We start from the raw sequence: 15,070 nt of genomic DNA, 5'->3' as shown, positions 1-15,070 counted from the left end.
GCCGCCTTTGCGCGTTACCAGGCCTGAAGCCGCCAGCCATCCGCCTGCCGGTTCAGGCGGTGCGTCGGCCGCAGCGCCTGCAGGAAGTCTTCGTCGTGCGATACCACCAGCATCGCGCCGGGAAAATCCGCCAGGGCAGTTTCGATCGCCAGCGACGACGCCAGATCCAAGTGGTTGGTCGGTTCGTCCAGCAACAGCAGCTGCGCCGGTTGTCGCCGCCACAGCGCGCAGGCCAGCGCCGCCTTGAGCCATTCGCCGCCGCTCAGCGAGCCCAGCGGCAGCGCGATGCGATCCGCGCCAAGCTGCAGCTGCGCCAGCCGGGTGCGCAACGCGCCTTCCGCCAGCGGCGAATCCTGCAGCCCCAGATGGTCCATCACCGACAGACTCGGGTCGAGCTGCGACAGGGTTTGATCGAGGTAGGCCGTCGACAGCGGGCAATGACAATGGCCGGAAAGCGCCGCCAGCTGACCGAGAACGGTTTTCAGCAAGGTGGACTTGCCGCAGCCGTTGGGGCCGGTCAACGCCACGCGCATCGGGCCGTCGATCCGCAGATCCAGCGGCGGCGCGCTGACGAACGGCAGCTGCAGCTGCTCGAGCACCAGCACCTGCTTGTTCGCGCTCACTTCGCTGCCCGGCAGCGCCAGCAACACCGGCTGCTCGTCCTCCACCCGCTGATAGGCCTCGCGCACCGCCGCATCGAGGCTGTCACGCTGATCCTGATGCTGTTTGCGCAGCGTGCCGAGGCTCTCCTTCGCCGCCGATTTGTAGGCTACCCGTTCGAAAGAGGCGATATTCAGCGTATCGACGACGCGCAGCGTTTGCGCCGAGCGCCGCTGGCTCATGTCGTGCTCTTTCTGCTGGCGGGCGCGTGTGCGGCGGCGCTCCTCGCGCGCATGCTCCAGATCGGCGCGCGCCGCCTGCTGCTCCGTGTCGCGCTGGCGCCGGTAGTCGTCGTAGTTGCCGCCGTAGCTGCGCAGCGCGCCGGGCGTCAGTTCGACGATGCGCTCCATACGCCCCAGCAGCTGCCGGTCATGGCTGGCGATCAGCAGCCCGCCGCGCCACTGATCCAACTGCTGATACAGCCAGGCACGCCCGGCACTGTCGAGGTGGTTGGTCGGTTCGTCCAGCAGCAGATAATCCGCCTCCCCCAGAAAAGCACCGCACAGCGCTGCGCGCATCCGTTCGCCGCCGCTCAGTGAGCTTGCGGCTCGCAGCGGCTCGAAGGCCGGCAACCCGGCGGCGGCGAAGGCGCTTTGCAGGCGATCGTTAAGATCCCAGCGCCCTTCCAGACGATCGATGTCGTCCGCCAACGGCCGCCCCTGCTCGATGCGCGCCAGCGCGGCGAAGACCTCTCCGTAACCCAGCAGCTGCGCCAGCGTGGTGTTCGCCGCGATCTCCGGCTGCTGTGCAACGTAAGCCAATGCGGCATGGGATTCGACGTGCCCGTTGCCCGGCCGATCCAGCCCGGCGATCAGGCGCAGCAGCTGGGTTTTGCCGGCGCCGTTGCGCCCCACCAGGCCGCAGCGCGACCGATCGAAAGCGAGATCCAGCGGGCCGAACAGCGTTTCGCCGTCAGCAAATTGGCAGGTCAGTTGATGTAAAACGAAATAAGGGGACTGCGCAAAATGAGCCATAAGCACTCCTGAATGAGATCAAAACATCCCCACAGGGCGCGGGAGCGCACAGCGTGGGACCAGATATCAACAGGTGTGGTTGTTCATTTTCGGTTATGGCTCCGCAGAGAGAAGGAATTTACAACGCGCAAAGGTTAACCGATCTTTTGTTCGTTATGCAAACGGTGCCTGAGATTCATGACGTCTATCACATTCGGCACAACGCAGATTCCCAAGCGGCGCGACAACGGCTAGATTTATCTCATCCGACCACTTATGTTCACATAATTATAACAACGGGCCCCGACTTCACCCGATGGAGAGTGCAATGAGCAATTACCCTCACCTGCTGGCGCCGCTGGATCTCGGCTTCACCACCCTGAAAAACCGGGTGCTGATGGGATCGATGCATACCGGCCTGGAAGAGCTGCCCGACGGCCCGCAGCGCCTGGCCGCATTCTATGCCGAGCGCGCCGCCGCCGGCGTGGCCCTGATCGTCACCGGCGGCATCGCGCCCAATGACAAAGGCGTGGTGTATCACGGCGGTTCCACCCTCAACAACGAGGCGCAACTGCCTCACCATCGGCCGGTCACCGAGGCCGTTCATCGCGCGGGCGGCAAGATAGCGCTGCAGATCCTGCATGCCGGCCGCTACAGCTATCAGCCGCACCCGGTGGGCCCTTCCGCGCTGCAGGCGCCGATCAATCCCTTCGCGCCAAGCGCGCTGAGTGAAGCAGAGATCGAGCAGACCATCGCCGACTTCGCCCGCTGCGCGGCGCTGGCGCAACAGGCCGGCTACGACGGCGTTGAGGTGATGGGTTCCGAAGGCTACCTGATCAACCAATTTTTGGCGGCACGCACCAACCAGCGCGACGATCGCTGGGGCGGCAGCTTCACCAACCGCATGCGCTTCGCCGTCGAGATCGTGCGGGCGGTGCGCCAGGCGGTGGGCGCGGAATTCATTTTGATCTACCGGCTGTCGATGCTCGATCTGGTGGAAGACGGTTCCAGCTGGCAGGAGATTGAACAGCTGGCGCTGGCGGTCGAACAGGCGGGCGCCACGATCATCAATACCGGCATCGGCTGGCACGAGGCGCGCATCCCGACCATCGCCACCATGGTGCCGCGCGCCGGGTTCAGCTGGGTGACCCGCAAGCTGATGGGCAAGGTGGGTATTCCGCTGATCACCACCAACCGCATCAACGATCCGGCGGTGGCCGAGCAGGTGCTGGCGGACGGCTGCGCCGACATGGTGTCGATGGCGCGCCCGTTCCTCGCCGATGCCGCTTTTGTGCAGAAAGCCGCCGAGGGACGCGCCGACGAGATCAATACCTGTATCGGTTGCAACCAGGCCTGTCTCGACCAGATTTTTGAAGGCAAGCTGACGTCTTGCCTGGTCAACCCGCGCGCCTGCCGCGAAACCGAAATGCCGTTGACGATGGCGGAGAAACCGAAAAAGCTGGCGGTGATCGGCGCCGGCCCCGCCGGGTTGGCCTTCGCCACCACCGCCGCCAGCCGCGGCCATCAGGTGACGCTGTTCGACGCCGCCGAGCAGATCGGCGGCCAATTCAACATCGCCAAGCAGATCCCCGGCAAGGAAGAATTCCATGAAACCCTGCGTTACTTCCGCCGCCAGTTGGCGCTGCGCGAAGTGACGGTCAGGCTGGGCGTCAAGGTCGAGGCGGCGGATTTAAGCGAATTCGACGAAGTGATCCTCGCCTGCGGCATCGTGCCGCGTACCCCGGACATCCCCGGCATCGGCCACGCCAAGGTGCTGAGCTATCTGGACGTGCTGCGCGATAAAAAACCGGTCGGTCAGCGGGTGGCGATCGTCGGCGCCGGCGGCATCGGCTTCGACACCGCCGAGTACCTCAGCCAGCACGGCGTATCCAGCAGCCTGGATCAGGCGGAATTCAACCGCGAATGGGGCATCGACGGCCGCCTTGAGCAGCGCGGCGGGCTGGCGGCGCAAGGGCCGCAGGCACCGCGCGCCGCGCGGCAAATCTATCTGCTGCAGCGCAAAACCAGCAAAGTGGGCGAAGGCCTGGGGAAAACCACCGGTTGGATCCACCGCGCCAGCCTGGCGATGCGCGGTGTGAAGATGCTCAACAGCGTCAGCTATCGGCTGATCGACGACGAAGGACTGCACATCACCCGCGCCGAGCAGGACAGCTGTCTGCCGGTAGACACGGTGGTCATCTGCGCCGGGCAGGAACCGCGCCGCGAGCTGCAGCAACCGCTGCTGGCGATGGGGAAAACCGTGCATCTGATCGGCGGCGCCGACGTGGCCGCCGAGCTGGACGCCCGCCGCGCGATCGATCAGGGTACGCGGCTGGCGATGGCGCTGTAAAAAAGGGGCGCACAGCGCCCCTGATATTGATGACAAACCTCATCCCCATGCCGGGTGGCAGAGAGCAGCGAATAGAAAACAAGGAAAATCAATTTATTGATTTTCGGCTGATAACCACAAAAGGGGGAAAAACCACGCTTTTTCCCCCTTTTGTCAACAGCCTGAGGGGCGCACCGCGCCCCTTGGTCATCATGCTCAGCGACGCGCGCCGGATTTCACCGCTCTCAAGATCACGAACTTCTTGTTCGAGGCCACCAGCGTGCAGTTGCCGAACAGACGTTTGAGCTTCTGGTGATAGTCGAGGTGGCGGTTGCCGACGATGCGCAATTCGCCGCCTACCTGCAGGCAGCGCTTGGCGTCGCAGAACATCTGCCAGGCGGTGTGATCGGTAATGGCGTGCTGCTGGTGGAACGGCGGGTTGCACAGCACCGCCTGCACGCTTTCGCGCTCGATGCCCGCCAGCGCGTTGTTCACCTCAAACTGGCAACGATCCAGCTCTTGCGGCAGGTTGTGCTCCACGTTCAGCTCGCTGGAGGCCACCGCCATGTAAGATTCATCGACGAAGGTCACCTGCGCTTCCGGGTTTTGCGCCAGCGCCGTCAGGCCAATCACGCCGTTGCCGCAGCCCAGATCGACGATGTGGCCGTTCAGGCCACGCGGCAGATGTTCCATAAACAGGCGCGCGCCGATATCCAGGCTGCCGCGCGAGAAGACGTTGGCGTGGTTATGGATAAGCCAATCGGTGCCGTCCAGCGTCCAGTCGGTGGTTTCCGCCGCCGCCGGTGGGACGATATCCGCCGCCTGGCAGAAGATCAGGCGCGCTTTCTTCCACGCCAGGCTGGTGCGCGTCGGGCCCAGTACCTTTTCAAACAGCTGCATAGTCGAGGTATGCACGTCGCGCGCCTTGGCGCCGGCGACGATCAGCGTGTCTTCGGTCACGACGTGGCGCAGCGCGCGCAGCTGCTGCTCCAGCAGCGCCAGCGCCTTCGGCACGCGAATCAGCACCACCGCCGGCGCCGCCGGCAGCTCGGCCAGGCTGTCCAACAGCGTGACCTGCTCGGGATCCAAACCGTTGAGCTTGAGGTTGTGGCGCGTTGCCAGCTGGCTCATGTACGAGTCGCTGACGCTGTAAGGGCGATGCGCGTGCAGCGCACAGGCCAGGGTGCCGAAGTTATCGTTGAAAATCAGCACCGGACGGCCGCCGATATCTACGTTTTCAAGCTGTTGCAGCAGATATTCATCCGCCGCTTCCCACGCCTGCAGCTGGGTGGATTCTTCCTGTTGGGGATAACGCTCCAGCTCAAGTTGCTGTGTTCCCAGATCGAGTTGGCTCATTGCCCCTCCTGACTGATAAAATTTGGGCTGTTTATCCCCTAAAAACGCCCGTCAGTAAAATGTTTTTTCGGATAAATTGCGTATGTCAGGATTTGAGCGAAAAAACAGCATAGAATGACCGGCTGAATGGCCGTTGATACGGAACAAGAATGTCTGAATTGACCTACCTGCAAGGCTACCCAACGCATCTGCAAAGCCAGGTGCAGCAACTGATCCATCAAAACCGGCTGGGAGACGTACTGCTGCAGCGCTATCCGCAGGTGCACGACTGTACCACCGACAAGTCGCTGTATCAGTTTACCGTCGATCTGAAAAACCAGTATCTGCGCAACGCCCAGCCGCTGAGCAAGGTGGCCTACGACAGCAAGATCCACGTCATGAAGCACGCGCTTGGCCTGCACACCGCCATCTCACGCGTGCAGGGCGGCAAGCTGAAGGCCAAGGCGGAAATCCGCGTGGCGACGGTGTTCAAGGTGGCGCCCGAACCCTTCCTGCGCATGATCGTGGTGCATGAGCTGGCGCACCTGAAAGAGAAAGATCACAACAAGGCGTTCTACAGCCTGTGCTGCCATATGGAGCCGGATTACCACCAGCTGGAGTTCGATACCCGGCTGTATCTGACGCACCTTTCGCTGTTCGGCGAGCTGTATGCATAGCGAGTGAGAGCGTGATAATCTGCGGTTTTAGGCCTGGACCGGAGCTCGCCATGATTCGCTTTGCCGTCGTCGGCACCAACTGGATTACGGAACGTTTTATCGATGCCGCCCATGAAAGCGGCAAACTCAAGCTGAGCGCCGTGTATTCACGCTCGCTGGACCAGGCGCAGGCGTTTGGCGCCAACTATCAGGTCACGCAGTTTTTCGACTCGCTCGAGGCGATGGCACAGTCTGACGCCATAGACGCGGTGTATATCGCCAGCCCCAATTCCCTGCACTGCCCGCAATCGCTGCTGTTCCTGCGCCATAAAAAACACGTGATCTGCGAAAAGCCGCTGGCCTCCAACCAGCACGAAGCGGAACAGCTGGTAGCCTGCGCGCGGGAAAATCAGGTGGTGCTGTTCGAAGCGTTCAAAAGCGCCTACTTGCCGAATTTCCTGGCGCTGCAGCAGGCATTGCCGAAAGTCGGCCGGCTGCGCAAAGCCTTTATCAACTATTGCCAATACTCTTCGCGCTACCCGCGCTATCTCGCCGGCGAGAACCCCAACACCTTTAACCCCCAGTTCTCCAACGGCTCGATCATGGACATCGGCTACTACTGCCTGGCCAGCGCGGTAGCGCTGTTCGGCGCGCCGCAGTCGGTGCTGGCCAGCGCCACGCTGCTGGATACCGGCGTGGACGCCCACGGCACCGTCTGCCTGAACTACGGTGATTTCGACGTCACGCTTTCCCATTCCAAGGTCAGCGACTCGGCGATCCCCAGCGAGATCCAGGGGGAAGAAGGCACGCTGATTATCGACAAGATTTCCGAGTGTCAGGGCGTGGCGCTGACGCCGCGCGGCGGCAACCGCCAGGATCTGAGCCAGACGCAGCACATCAATACCATGCTGTATGAAGCGCTGGCCTTCGCCGAGCTGATTGAGAAGCATCAGGTGGAACACCCGGGGCTGGAGAATTCGCTGATCGTCGCCCGCCTGCTGACCGACATCCGCCGTCAGACCGGCGTCGTCTTCCCCGCCGACGGAGAATGAGATGAAACCGCTGCTCGTGATGCAAACCGGCGACGCGCCGCAAGCCATTCGCCAGGAACTGGCCAACTTTGAAGGTATGTTCCTGCAACAGGGCAACATTGACGCCGAACGCGCGCACATCGTGCATCTTCCCGCCGGCGAACGGCCGTTGCCGCCGGCCGCCTATTGCGGCGTGGTCATCACCGGGTCGCCGGCGATGGTGACCGAACAGCTGCCGTGGAGCGAGGAAGCCGCCGAATGGCTGCGTCAGGCTATGGCGATCAAACTGCCGTTGTTCGGCGTCTGCTACGGCCACCAGCTGCTGGCCTACGCGCTCGGCGGCGAAGTGGGCTACCACCCGCAGGGCATGGAGGTGGGTACGCTGGAGATCGAACTGCTGCCCGCCGCAGCCGAAGACCGGCGCCTCACCCTGCTGCCGCCGCGTTTCAAGGCCAACCTTATCCATTCGCAGAGCGTGCTGACGCCGCCCGCCGGCGCGCAGACGCTGGCGCGTTCGCAGCAGGACGCGCACCAGATCCTGCGCTATGGCGATCACGCCCTGACCACCCAGTTCCATCCGGAATTCAACGGCGCGGTGATGAGCCAGTATCTGCAGTGGCTCGGCGAACTGCATCCCGAGCAACAAGCCCGCTATCAACAGCAACAACAACAGGTTAGCGACACGCCGTTCAGCCGCCTGCTGCTGCAGGGATTCGTCGTCAGCCTCGGCGCGCAAAAAGCGATGGCCGGCTAACGCGATTCACGTTGACCGCCGACACATTTTGCATTACTTTCTGCTCTGCAAAGGGGAGTAACTTCATTGCCGGTCAATCGTCATTACGATGCGCAAGCATCCGGTTACCGGGCAACCTGATGTCAAAGGTGTAACCACCTTCATCAACGTTGTAAGTGAGACCTTGCCGGAAGGCGAGGTTTGCTTGCAGCGTTCACAGAGCGGCTGGCGTCTTCCGACGTTGGCCGTTTTTGTTTTTGAAGGATACCTCTGATGATGAATTCCGTTGGCACACCGTGGTTATGGGGCAGCTTCGCCGCCGTCATAGTCGTGATGCTCGCAATCGACCTCCTGTTGCAGGGCCGTAAAGGCGCGCACACCATGACCCTGAAGCAGGCCGCCAGCTGGTCGCTGGTGTGGGTCAGCCTCTCCCTGCTGTTCAATTTCGGTTTCTGGTACTACCTGAATGAAACCGCCGGGCGCGCCGTCGCCGATACCCAGGCGCTGGCCTTCCTGACCGGCTACCTGATCGAAAAAGCGCTGGCGGTGGATAACGTGTTCGTCTGGCTGATGCTGTTCAGCTACTTCGCCGTGCCGGCCAACCTGCAGCGGCGGGTGCTGATCTACGGCGTGCTGGGCGCGATCGTGCTGCGTACCATCATGATCTTCGCCGGCAGCTGGCTGGTCAGCCAGTTCCAGTGGCTGCTGTATCTGTTCGGCGCCTTCCTGCTGTTCACCGGTATCAAGATGGCGCTGGCGAAGGAAGATGACTCGGCGATCGGCGACAAGCCGCTGGTGAAATGGCTGCGCAGCCACCTGCGCATGACCGACAGCCTGGAAGGCGAGCGCTTTTTCGTGCGCCGCAACGGCATCCTGTTCGCCACCCCGCTGGTGCTGGTGCTGATCCTGGTCGAACTGAGCGACGTGATCTTCGCGGTGGACAGCATCCCGGCGATCTTCGCCGTGACCACCGATCCGTTCATCGTCCTGACCTCCAACCTGTTTGCCATCATGGGTCTGCGCGCCATGTACTTCCTGCTGGCCAACGTAGCGGAGCGTTTCTCGATGCTGAAATATGGCCTGTCGGTGATCCTGGTGTTTATCGGCATCAAGATGCTGATTATCGACTTCTTCCACATCCCGATCGGCGTGTCGCTCGGCGTGGTGGCAGGCATCCTGACGCTTACCTTGCTGATCAACGCCTGGGTCAATCGCCGCAACGATCGCCTGGCGAAGAAATAACCACAATCTGTTATCCGGGGCGCTAGTCGCCCCGCGATTGTTTGGCAATTCCCCCAAAACGCCAAACGTTATTGCGATCACACAAATGTAACCAGTATGTTATCAAGTGTTGATCCGCGCTCAGAATTTCATCCCCGCCTCTTTCCAACATCATTCGATTGCTGAATACTGATTCGGCAAACACACTTAGTTACAGAATCATATAAAGCTACCCGGCGTCGTTCCCGCCGCGGCGGCCAGATAACATCAGGAAGAAAGCACTATGCAAAAACTATTACAAAGGATCACGCAGGGTAGCCTGGTCAAACAAATCATGGTCGGCCTGGTGGCCGGCATTCTGGTGGCGCTGGTTTCGCCGGCAGCCGCTGCGGCCGTCGGCCTGCTCGGTACCCTGTTCGTCGGCGCGCTGAAAGCGGTGGCTCCGGTGCTGGTGCTGATTCTGGTGATGGCCTCGATCGCCAACCATAAACAGGGGCAGAAGACCAACATTCGCCCGATCCTGTTCCTCTACCTGCTGGGCACCTTTGCCGCCGCGCTGGTGGCGGTCGTCGTCAGCTTTATCTTCCCTTCTACGCTGGCGCTGACCACCGGCGCGACGGACATTACCCCGCCGGGCGGCATCGTGGACGTGATGAAAGGCCTGTTGATGAGCGTGGTGGCCAACCCGTTCCATGCGCTGATTAACGCCAACTACATCGGTATTCTGGCGTGGGCCGTCGGGCTGGGGCTGGCGCTGCGCCACGCTTCCGAAACCACTAAAGGGCTGATCAACGACATGTCCCATGCGGTTACGCTGGTGGTGCGCGCGGTGATCCGCTGTGCGCCGCTCGGCATCTTCGGCCTGGTGGCTTCCACTCTGGCGGAAACCGGCTTCGGCGTGCTGTGGGGATACGCCCAGTTGCTGATGGTGCTGCTCGGCTGCATGCTGCTGGTGGCGCTGGTGCTCAACCCGCTGATCGTTTACTGGAAAATCCGCCGCAACCCGTATCCGTTGGTGTTCGCCTGCCTGCGCGAGAGCGGCGTGACCGCCTTCTTCACCCGCAGCTCCGCCGCCAACATCCCGGTGAACATGGAGCTGTGCAAGAAGTTGAACCTGAATGAGGACACCTACTCGGTTTCCATCCCGCTGGGTGCAACCATCAACATGGCCGGTGCGGCGATCACCATCACCGTACTGACGCTAGCGGCGGTGAACACGCTGGGCATCGCGGTGGACGTACCGACCGCCCTGCTGCTGAGCGTGGTGGCCGCCCTGTGCGCCTGCGGCGCCTCCGGCGTGGCCGGCGGCTCGCTGCTGCTGATCCCGCTGGCGTGCAACATGTTCGGCATCCCGAACGACGTGGCGATGCAAGTGGTGGCGGTCGGCTTTATCATCGGCGTGCTGCAGGATTCGGCGGAAACCGCCCTCAACTCCTCCACCGACGTGCTGTTCACCGCCGCGGCCTGCCAAGCGGAAGATCAACGGCTGGCGAACGAAGACCCGCTGAAGGTGCGTTAAGCGCAAGTTGCTTCATAAAAAGGCGCTCCCTCGAGCGCCTTTTTTGTCAGCGTTAGAGCGTCACCCCGCTTTTAAAGATCGCCAGCTCGCGGAAATCGTTGGCTTCATTGCGCGCCGGGCGGCCGTTGGCGATCTCGACGATCAGATCGACGAAGCGGCCGAGCAAGGTCTCCATCGCCACGCCGTGGATCAGGCCGCCGGCGTCGAAATCGATCCAGTGCGGTTTCTTTGCCGCCAGCTCGCTGTTGGTGGCCAGCTTCACCGTCGGCACAAAGCCGCCGTACGGCGTGCCGCGCCCGGTGCTGAACAGCACCATATGGCAGCCGGCACCGGCCAGCGCGCTGGTCGCCACCGCATCGTTGCCCGGCGCGCTGAGCAGATTCAGCCCCGGCACACGCAGCCGCTCACCGTACTTCAGCACGTCCACCACCTGGCTCAGGCCCGCTTTTTGGGTGCAGCCGAGCGATTTCTCCTCCAGCGTGGTGATGCCGCCGGCCTTGTTGCCCGGCGACGGGTTCTCGTATATCGGCTGCTGATGGGCGATGAAATAGCGTTTGAAATCGTTGATCATGTCGACGGTTTTGTCGAAGGTCTCCCCATCGCGGCAGCGGCTCATCAGAATGCGTTCGGCGCCGAACATCTCCGGCACTTCGGTCAGCACCGTGGTGCCGCCGTTGGCGATCACATAGTCGGAAAAGCGCCCCAACAGCGGGTTGGCGGTGATGCCCGACAATCCGTCCGAACCGCCGCACTCCAGGCCGAACTTCAGCTCGCTCAGGCAGCCCGGCTCGCGGCGATCGTGGCGCATCTCCCGGTACAGCTCGTGCAACAGAGCCAGCCCGGCCTCCACCTCGTCGTCCTGCTGTTGGCACACCATAAAGCGCAGCCGCCGCTCGTCCGCCATCCCCAGCGTGGCGCGAAAGGCATCCACCTGATTGTTCTCGCACCCCAGCCCGATCACCAGCACCGCGCCGGCGTTGGGATGGCGCGCCATGTTCTGCAGCATGATGCGGGTGTTGGCATGATCCTGCCCCAGCTGCGAGCAGCCGAACGGATGGCTGAACAGATGCACGCCGTCGATCCCCTCCGCCTGCGTTTGCTGCAAAAAGCGCTGCTGGATCTGGCGGGCGATGCCGTTGACGCAGCCGACGGTCGGCACGATCCACAGTTCGTTGCGGATCCCCACGTCGCCGCCGGCCCGGCGGTACAGCTGCACCTCGCGATCCGCCGCCTGCGGCGGCAACGCCGGGAACTGCGGCTGGTAACGGTAGCTGTCCAGATCGCTCAGGTTGGTTTTGGCGTTTTGCGAATGAATATGCTCCCCAGGGCCGATGGCCACGAGCGCGTGGCCGATCGGCTGGCCATATTTGATGATGTCCTCGCCCTCGGCGATCGGGCCGAGCGCAATCTTGTGCCCGCGCGCCACCGGCTGCGCCAGCGGAACGGCGACGCCTGCCAGCTCAACCGTGTCTCCGGCGGCCAGGTCGCGCAGCGCTACCGCCACGTTATCCTGCTCGTGAATCTTTATCGTACTTTGCATAAACCGGTCCCGGATAACGGCTACGCCAGGTCAATGGCGAAATAATCTTTGGCGTTGTCGAAGCAGATGTTTTTCACCATCCCGCCCAGCAGCGCGATATCGGCCGGCGCTTCGCCGTCCGTCACCCAGCGGCCGATCATCTGGCAAAGGATGCGGCGGAAGTATTCATGGCGCGTATACGACAGGAAGCTGCGACTGTCGGTCAGCATGCCGACGAAGCGGCTCAGCAGCCCGAGTTGCGCCAGCTGCGTCATTTGGCGCTGCATGCCGTCCTTCTGATCGTTGAACCACCAGCCGGAGCCAAACTGCATCTTGCCCGGCGTGCCTTCCCCCTGGAAATTGCCGATCATGGTGCCGATCACTTCGTTATCGCGCGGGTTGAGGCAATAGAGAATGGTTTTCGGCAGGCCGCCCTGCCGCGCCTGGGCATCCAGCAGCCGCGACAGCGGCTCCGCCAGCGGCCGATCGTTGATCGAGTCGAAGCCGATATCCGGCCCGACGGCGGCCAACATGCGGCTGTTGTTATTGCGCAGCGCGCCGATGTGATATTGCTGCACCCAGCCGCGGCGCCGGTATTCGCCGGCCAGGAACAGCAGCACCGCGCTTTTGAACTGCGCGCTCTGTTCCGGCGTCGGCAGCTCGCCGTTCAGGCGACGCAGCAGGATCGCATCCAGCGTCGCTTCATCGGCCTCGCCGAACACCACCACGTCCAGCGCATGGTCGGCCACCTTGCAACCGTGGGCGGCGAAGTGATCCATACGCTTGTGCAGGGCGTCGCACAGCGTGCTGAAACGGCCGATGGCGGTGTCCGCCGCCGCCTCCAGCTGCCGCAGATAGTCATTGAAGCCGGGCGCATCGATGGCGAAGGCCTTGTCTGGCCGCCAGCTCGGCAACACCTTGATATCGAAGCTATGATCGTCGACGATCGCCCGATGGTGGCGCAGATCGTCGATCGGATCGTCAGTGGTACCGACCATTTTCACGTTCATCTGCCGCATGATGCCGCGCGCGCGAAACTCATCCTGCGCCAGCAGCGCATTGCCGCGCTGCCAGATCTCATCCGCCGTGCTCGGCGACAGCAGCGTCCCGGTGATGCCGAACGGCCGGCGCAGCTCCAGGTGTGTCCAGTGATAGAGCGGGTTGCCGATGGTGTGCGGCACCGTGGCGGCCCAGGCGTCGAATTTCTCGCGATCGCCCGCATCGCCGGTGCACAGCCGCTCTGCCACGCCGTTGGTGCGCATCGCCCGCCATTTGTAGTGATCGCCCCGCAGCCAGATATCGTACAGGTTGCTGAAGCGGGTATTCTCCGCAATCTGCTGCGGCGGCAAATGGCAGTGGTAGTCGAAAATCGGCTGCTGCGCCGCGTAGTCATGGTACAAACGCCGGGCAAATTCGCTGTCCAGCAGGAAATCTTCGCTCAAAAACGTCGCCATCTCGGGCTCCTTACCTTACTTGCCGTGCGGCACAGGGATAGAATCACAAAAGTTATCACACCAATTTTAGCAAGCGTCCAGCAAATTTTTCCCGCCATCTGCCGTTTTGCTGTCCTCCAATCCCTTTTTCGCTCGTTTTTACGACAGATGTGCGGCATAAACGCCCTATTTCACCGGCGACAGTATCGCTCAGGCGAATAATTCCTTTTGTGATATCACTCAACTTTTAAACCTGTATGACAGGTTATTGTCTCGCCAGCCGCATCGCCGGCCATACCTTCAAACGGGGAGACATTTCGGATGCGTAAAATTAAAGGGTTACGCTGGTACATGATCGGGCTGGTGACCGTCGGCACCGTGCTGGGTTACCTGACCCGCAACGCCATCGCCGTGGCGGCGCCGACGCTGGAAGATACGCTGCACATCACCACCCAGCAGTATTCCTATATCGTCGCCGCCTATTCCGCCTGCTACACCGTGATGCAGCCGGTGGCGGGCTATGTGTTGGACGTGCTCGGCACCAAGGTCGGTTACGCCATGTTCGCCATTCTTTGGGCGGTGTTCTGTATGGGCACCGCGCTGGCCAACAGCTGGGGCGGACTGGCGTTGGCGCGCGGCGCGGTCGGCATGGCCGAGGCGGCGATGATCCCCGCCGGGCTGAAGGCCAGCAGCGAGTGGTTTCCGGCCAAAGAGCGTTCGATCGCCGTCGGTTATTTCAACGTCGGTTCGTCGATCGGCGGCATGATCGCCCCGCCGCTGGTGGTATGGGCCATCGTGGCGCACAGCTGGGAGATGGCGTTCATCATCACCGGCGTGCTGAGCCTGATCTGGGCCATCTGCTGGCTGCTGTTCTACAAGCACCCGAAAGATCAGAAGAAACTGAGCCAGGAAGAGCGTCGTTACATCCTCGAAGGCCAGGAAGCGCAGCACCAGACCTCAAACGCCAAAAAGATGTCCGCCTGGCAGATCGTGCGCAACCGCCAGTTCTGGGGCATCGCGCTGCCGCGCTTTCTGGCGGAACCGGCCTGGGGCACCTTCAACGCCTGGATCCCACTGTTCATGTTCAAGGCCTACGGCTTTAATCTGAAAGAGATCGCCATGTTCGCCTGGATGCCGATGCTGTTCGCCGATCTCGGCTGCATCGTCGGCGGCTACCTGCCGCCGCTGTTCCAGAAGTATTTCAAGGTCAATCTGATCGTCTCGCGCAAGCTGGTGGTGACGATGGGGGCGGTGTTGATGATCGGCCCCGGCATGATCGGCCTGTTCACCAGCCCTTATGCGGCTATCGCGCTGCTGTGCGTCGGCGGCTTCGCCCATCAGGCGCTGTCCGGCGCGCTGATCACCCTCTCTTCCGACGTGTTCGGCCGCAATGAGGTGGCGACCGCCAACGGCCTGACCGGCATGGCGGCCTGGACCGCCAGCACGCTGTTCGCCCTGGTGGTCGGCGCCCTGGCGGACACCCTCGGCTTCAGTCCGCTGTTCGCCGCGCTGTCGGTCTTCGACATTCTCGGCGCCATCGTCATCTGGACGGTGTTGCAAAACCGCCCGGCCGCCGAACCTCAACCCGCCACGCTGCAACCGTCCCCGGCGCGCAGCTGATCCCGCCGCCCGGCCGCCGGGCCGGGCCTTTTGCTCCTCTGGCAGCGGTGCCGAATAAGTG

At 62.4% G+C, this 15,070-nt stretch carries 12 protein-coding genes; 7 read left to right on the top strand and 5 right to left on the bottom strand.

Annotation, left to right across the window (positions count from 1 at the left end):
• Positions 1–14 precede the first annotated feature (14 nt).
• The gene (locus ACJ8HT_RS15360; RefSeq protein WP_197653030.1) at positions 15–1,634 is read right to left on the bottom strand and encodes an ABC-F family ATP-binding cassette domain-containing protein; all 1,620 of its coding nucleotides are present in this window, start codon (positions 1,632–1,634) and stop codon (positions 15–17) included.
• 307 nt (positions 1,635–1,941) lie between these two features.
• Here ACJ8HT_RS15360 and ACJ8HT_RS15355 point away from each other — a divergent pair, with 307 nt between their 5' ends.
• Positions 1,942–3,963 (top strand): oxidoreductase, encoded by a 2,022-nt coding sequence (locus ACJ8HT_RS15355; RefSeq protein ID WP_197653031.1) that lies wholly within the window; start codon positions 1,942–1,944, stop codon positions 3,961–3,963.
• A 195-nt stretch (positions 3,964–4,158) separates the two neighbouring features.
• On the opposite strand, the gene rlmG is transcribed toward ACJ8HT_RS15355, so the two are convergent.
• The gene (gene rlmG, locus ACJ8HT_RS15350; RefSeq protein ID WP_015379148.1) at positions 4,159–5,298 is read right to left on the bottom strand and encodes a 23S rRNA (guanine(1835)-N(2))-methyltransferase RlmG; all 1,140 of its coding nucleotides are present in this window, start codon (positions 5,296–5,298) and stop codon (positions 4,159–4,161) included.
• Between the two features lie 149 nt (positions 5,299–5,447).
• On the opposite strand from rlmG, the gene ACJ8HT_RS15345 reads away from it, so the two are divergent.
• The 5 genes from ACJ8HT_RS15345 (at position 5,448) to sstT (ending at position 10,437) form a co-directional block, all read left to right on the top strand.
• Positions 5,448–5,954, top strand: coding sequence for a M48 metallopeptidase family protein (locus ACJ8HT_RS15345; protein ID WP_004937154.1), 507 nt, complete (start codon positions 5,448–5,450; stop codon positions 5,952–5,954).
• Positions 5,955–6,004: 50 nt separating this feature from the next.
• A complete protein-coding gene (locus ACJ8HT_RS15340) occupies positions 6,005–6,985 on the top strand; it encodes a Gfo/Idh/MocA family protein (RefSeq protein WP_194571495.1) in 981 nt (326 codons plus the stop codon).
• 1 nt (position 6,986) lies between these two features.
• Positions 6,987–7,718 carry a glutamine amidotransferase gene (locus ACJ8HT_RS15335; RefSeq protein ID WP_060424716.1) on the top strand — a complete coding sequence of 244 codons (732 nt, stop codon included), beginning with the start codon at positions 6,987–6,989 and terminating at the stop codon, positions 7,716–7,718.
• 252 nt (positions 7,719–7,970) lie between these two features.
• Positions 7,971–8,939, top strand: coding sequence for a TerC family protein (locus tag ACJ8HT_RS15330; RefSeq protein ID WP_060424713.1), 969 nt, complete (start codon positions 7,971–7,973; stop codon positions 8,937–8,939).
• Between the two features lie 262 nt (positions 8,940–9,201).
• A complete protein-coding gene (sstT, locus tag ACJ8HT_RS15325; protein WP_070915398.1) occupies positions 9,202–10,437 on the top strand; it encodes a serine/threonine transporter SstT in 1,236 nt (411 codons plus the stop codon).
• A 52-nt stretch (positions 10,438–10,489) separates the two neighbouring features.
• Here the strand turns inward: sstT and ACJ8HT_RS15320 are convergent, their stop codons facing one another.
• From ACJ8HT_RS15320 to ACJ8HT_RS15310, 3 genes are read right to left on the bottom strand one after another with little or no spacing between them, the layout of a single operon-like run.
• A complete protein-coding gene (locus ACJ8HT_RS15320; RefSeq protein ID WP_197653032.1) occupies positions 10,490–11,977 on the bottom strand; it encodes a UxaA family hydrolase in 1,488 nt (495 codons plus the stop codon).
• A 20-nt stretch (positions 11,978–11,997) separates the two neighbouring features.
• Positions 11,998–13,410 (bottom strand): glucuronate isomerase, encoded by a 1,413-nt coding sequence (gene uxaC / locus ACJ8HT_RS15315; protein ID WP_197653033.1) that lies wholly within the window; start codon positions 13,408–13,410, stop codon positions 11,998–12,000.
• A gap of 55 nt (positions 13,411–13,465) precedes the next feature.
• Positions 13,466–13,633, bottom strand: coding sequence for a hypothetical protein (locus ACJ8HT_RS15310; protein ID WP_155296937.1), 168 nt, complete (start codon positions 13,631–13,633; stop codon positions 13,466–13,468).
• A gap of 77 nt (positions 13,634–13,710) precedes the next feature.
• Here ACJ8HT_RS15310 and ACJ8HT_RS15305 point away from each other — a divergent pair, with 77 nt between their 5' ends.
• Positions 13,711–15,009 carry an MFS transporter gene (locus ACJ8HT_RS15305; protein ID WP_070915401.1) on the top strand — a complete coding sequence of 433 codons (1,299 nt, stop codon included), beginning with the start codon at positions 13,711–13,713 and terminating at the stop codon, positions 15,007–15,009.
• The last annotated feature ends 61 nt before the right edge of the window (positions 15,010–15,070 follow it).

This window comes from Serratia sp. CY44782 (assembly GCF_052168715.1).
GTDB classification, from domain to species: domain Bacteria; phylum Pseudomonadota; class Gammaproteobacteria; order Enterobacterales; family Enterobacteriaceae; genus Serratia; species Serratia nevei.
The sequence above is the reverse complement of the archived record's forward strand: the minus strand, read 5'-3'. Positions and strand labels throughout refer to the sequence as shown.

Excerpts from the sequence above, each read along its gene's own strand:
- ACJ8HT_RS15360 (WP_197653030.1), bottom strand. The coding sequence starts at position 1,634 with ATGGCTCATTTTGCGCAGTCCCCTTATTTCGTTTTACATCAACTGACC.
- ACJ8HT_RS15355 (WP_197653031.1), top strand. The coding sequence starts at position 1,942 with ATGAGCAATTACCCTCACCTGCTGGCGCCGCTGGATCTCGGCTTCACC.
- rlmG (WP_015379148.1), bottom strand. The coding sequence starts at position 5,298 with ATGAGCCAACTCGATCTGGGAACACAGCAACTTGAGCTGGAGCGTTAT.
- ACJ8HT_RS15345 (WP_004937154.1), top strand. The coding sequence starts at position 5,448 with ATGTCTGAATTGACCTACCTGCAAGGCTACCCAACGCATCTGCAAAGC.
- ACJ8HT_RS15340 (WP_194571495.1), top strand. The coding sequence starts at position 6,005 with ATGATTCGCTTTGCCGTCGTCGGCACCAACTGGATTACGGAACGTTTT.
- ACJ8HT_RS15335 (WP_060424716.1), top strand. The coding sequence starts at position 6,987 with ATGAAACCGCTGCTCGTGATGCAAACCGGCGACGCGCCGCAAGCCATT.
- ACJ8HT_RS15330 (WP_060424713.1), top strand. The coding sequence starts at position 7,971 with ATGATGAATTCCGTTGGCACACCGTGGTTATGGGGCAGCTTCGCCGCC.
- sstT (WP_070915398.1), top strand. The coding sequence starts at position 9,202 with ATGCAAAAACTATTACAAAGGATCACGCAGGGTAGCCTGGTCAAACAA.
- ACJ8HT_RS15320 (WP_197653032.1), bottom strand. The coding sequence starts at position 11,977 with ATGCAAAGTACGATAAAGATTCACGAGCAGGATAACGTGGCGGTAGCG.
- uxaC (WP_197653033.1), bottom strand. The coding sequence starts at position 13,410 with ATGGCGACGTTTTTGAGCGAAGATTTCCTGCTGGACAGCGAATTTGCC.
- ACJ8HT_RS15305 (WP_070915401.1), top strand. The coding sequence starts at position 13,711 with ATGCGTAAAATTAAAGGGTTACGCTGGTACATGATCGGGCTGGTGACC.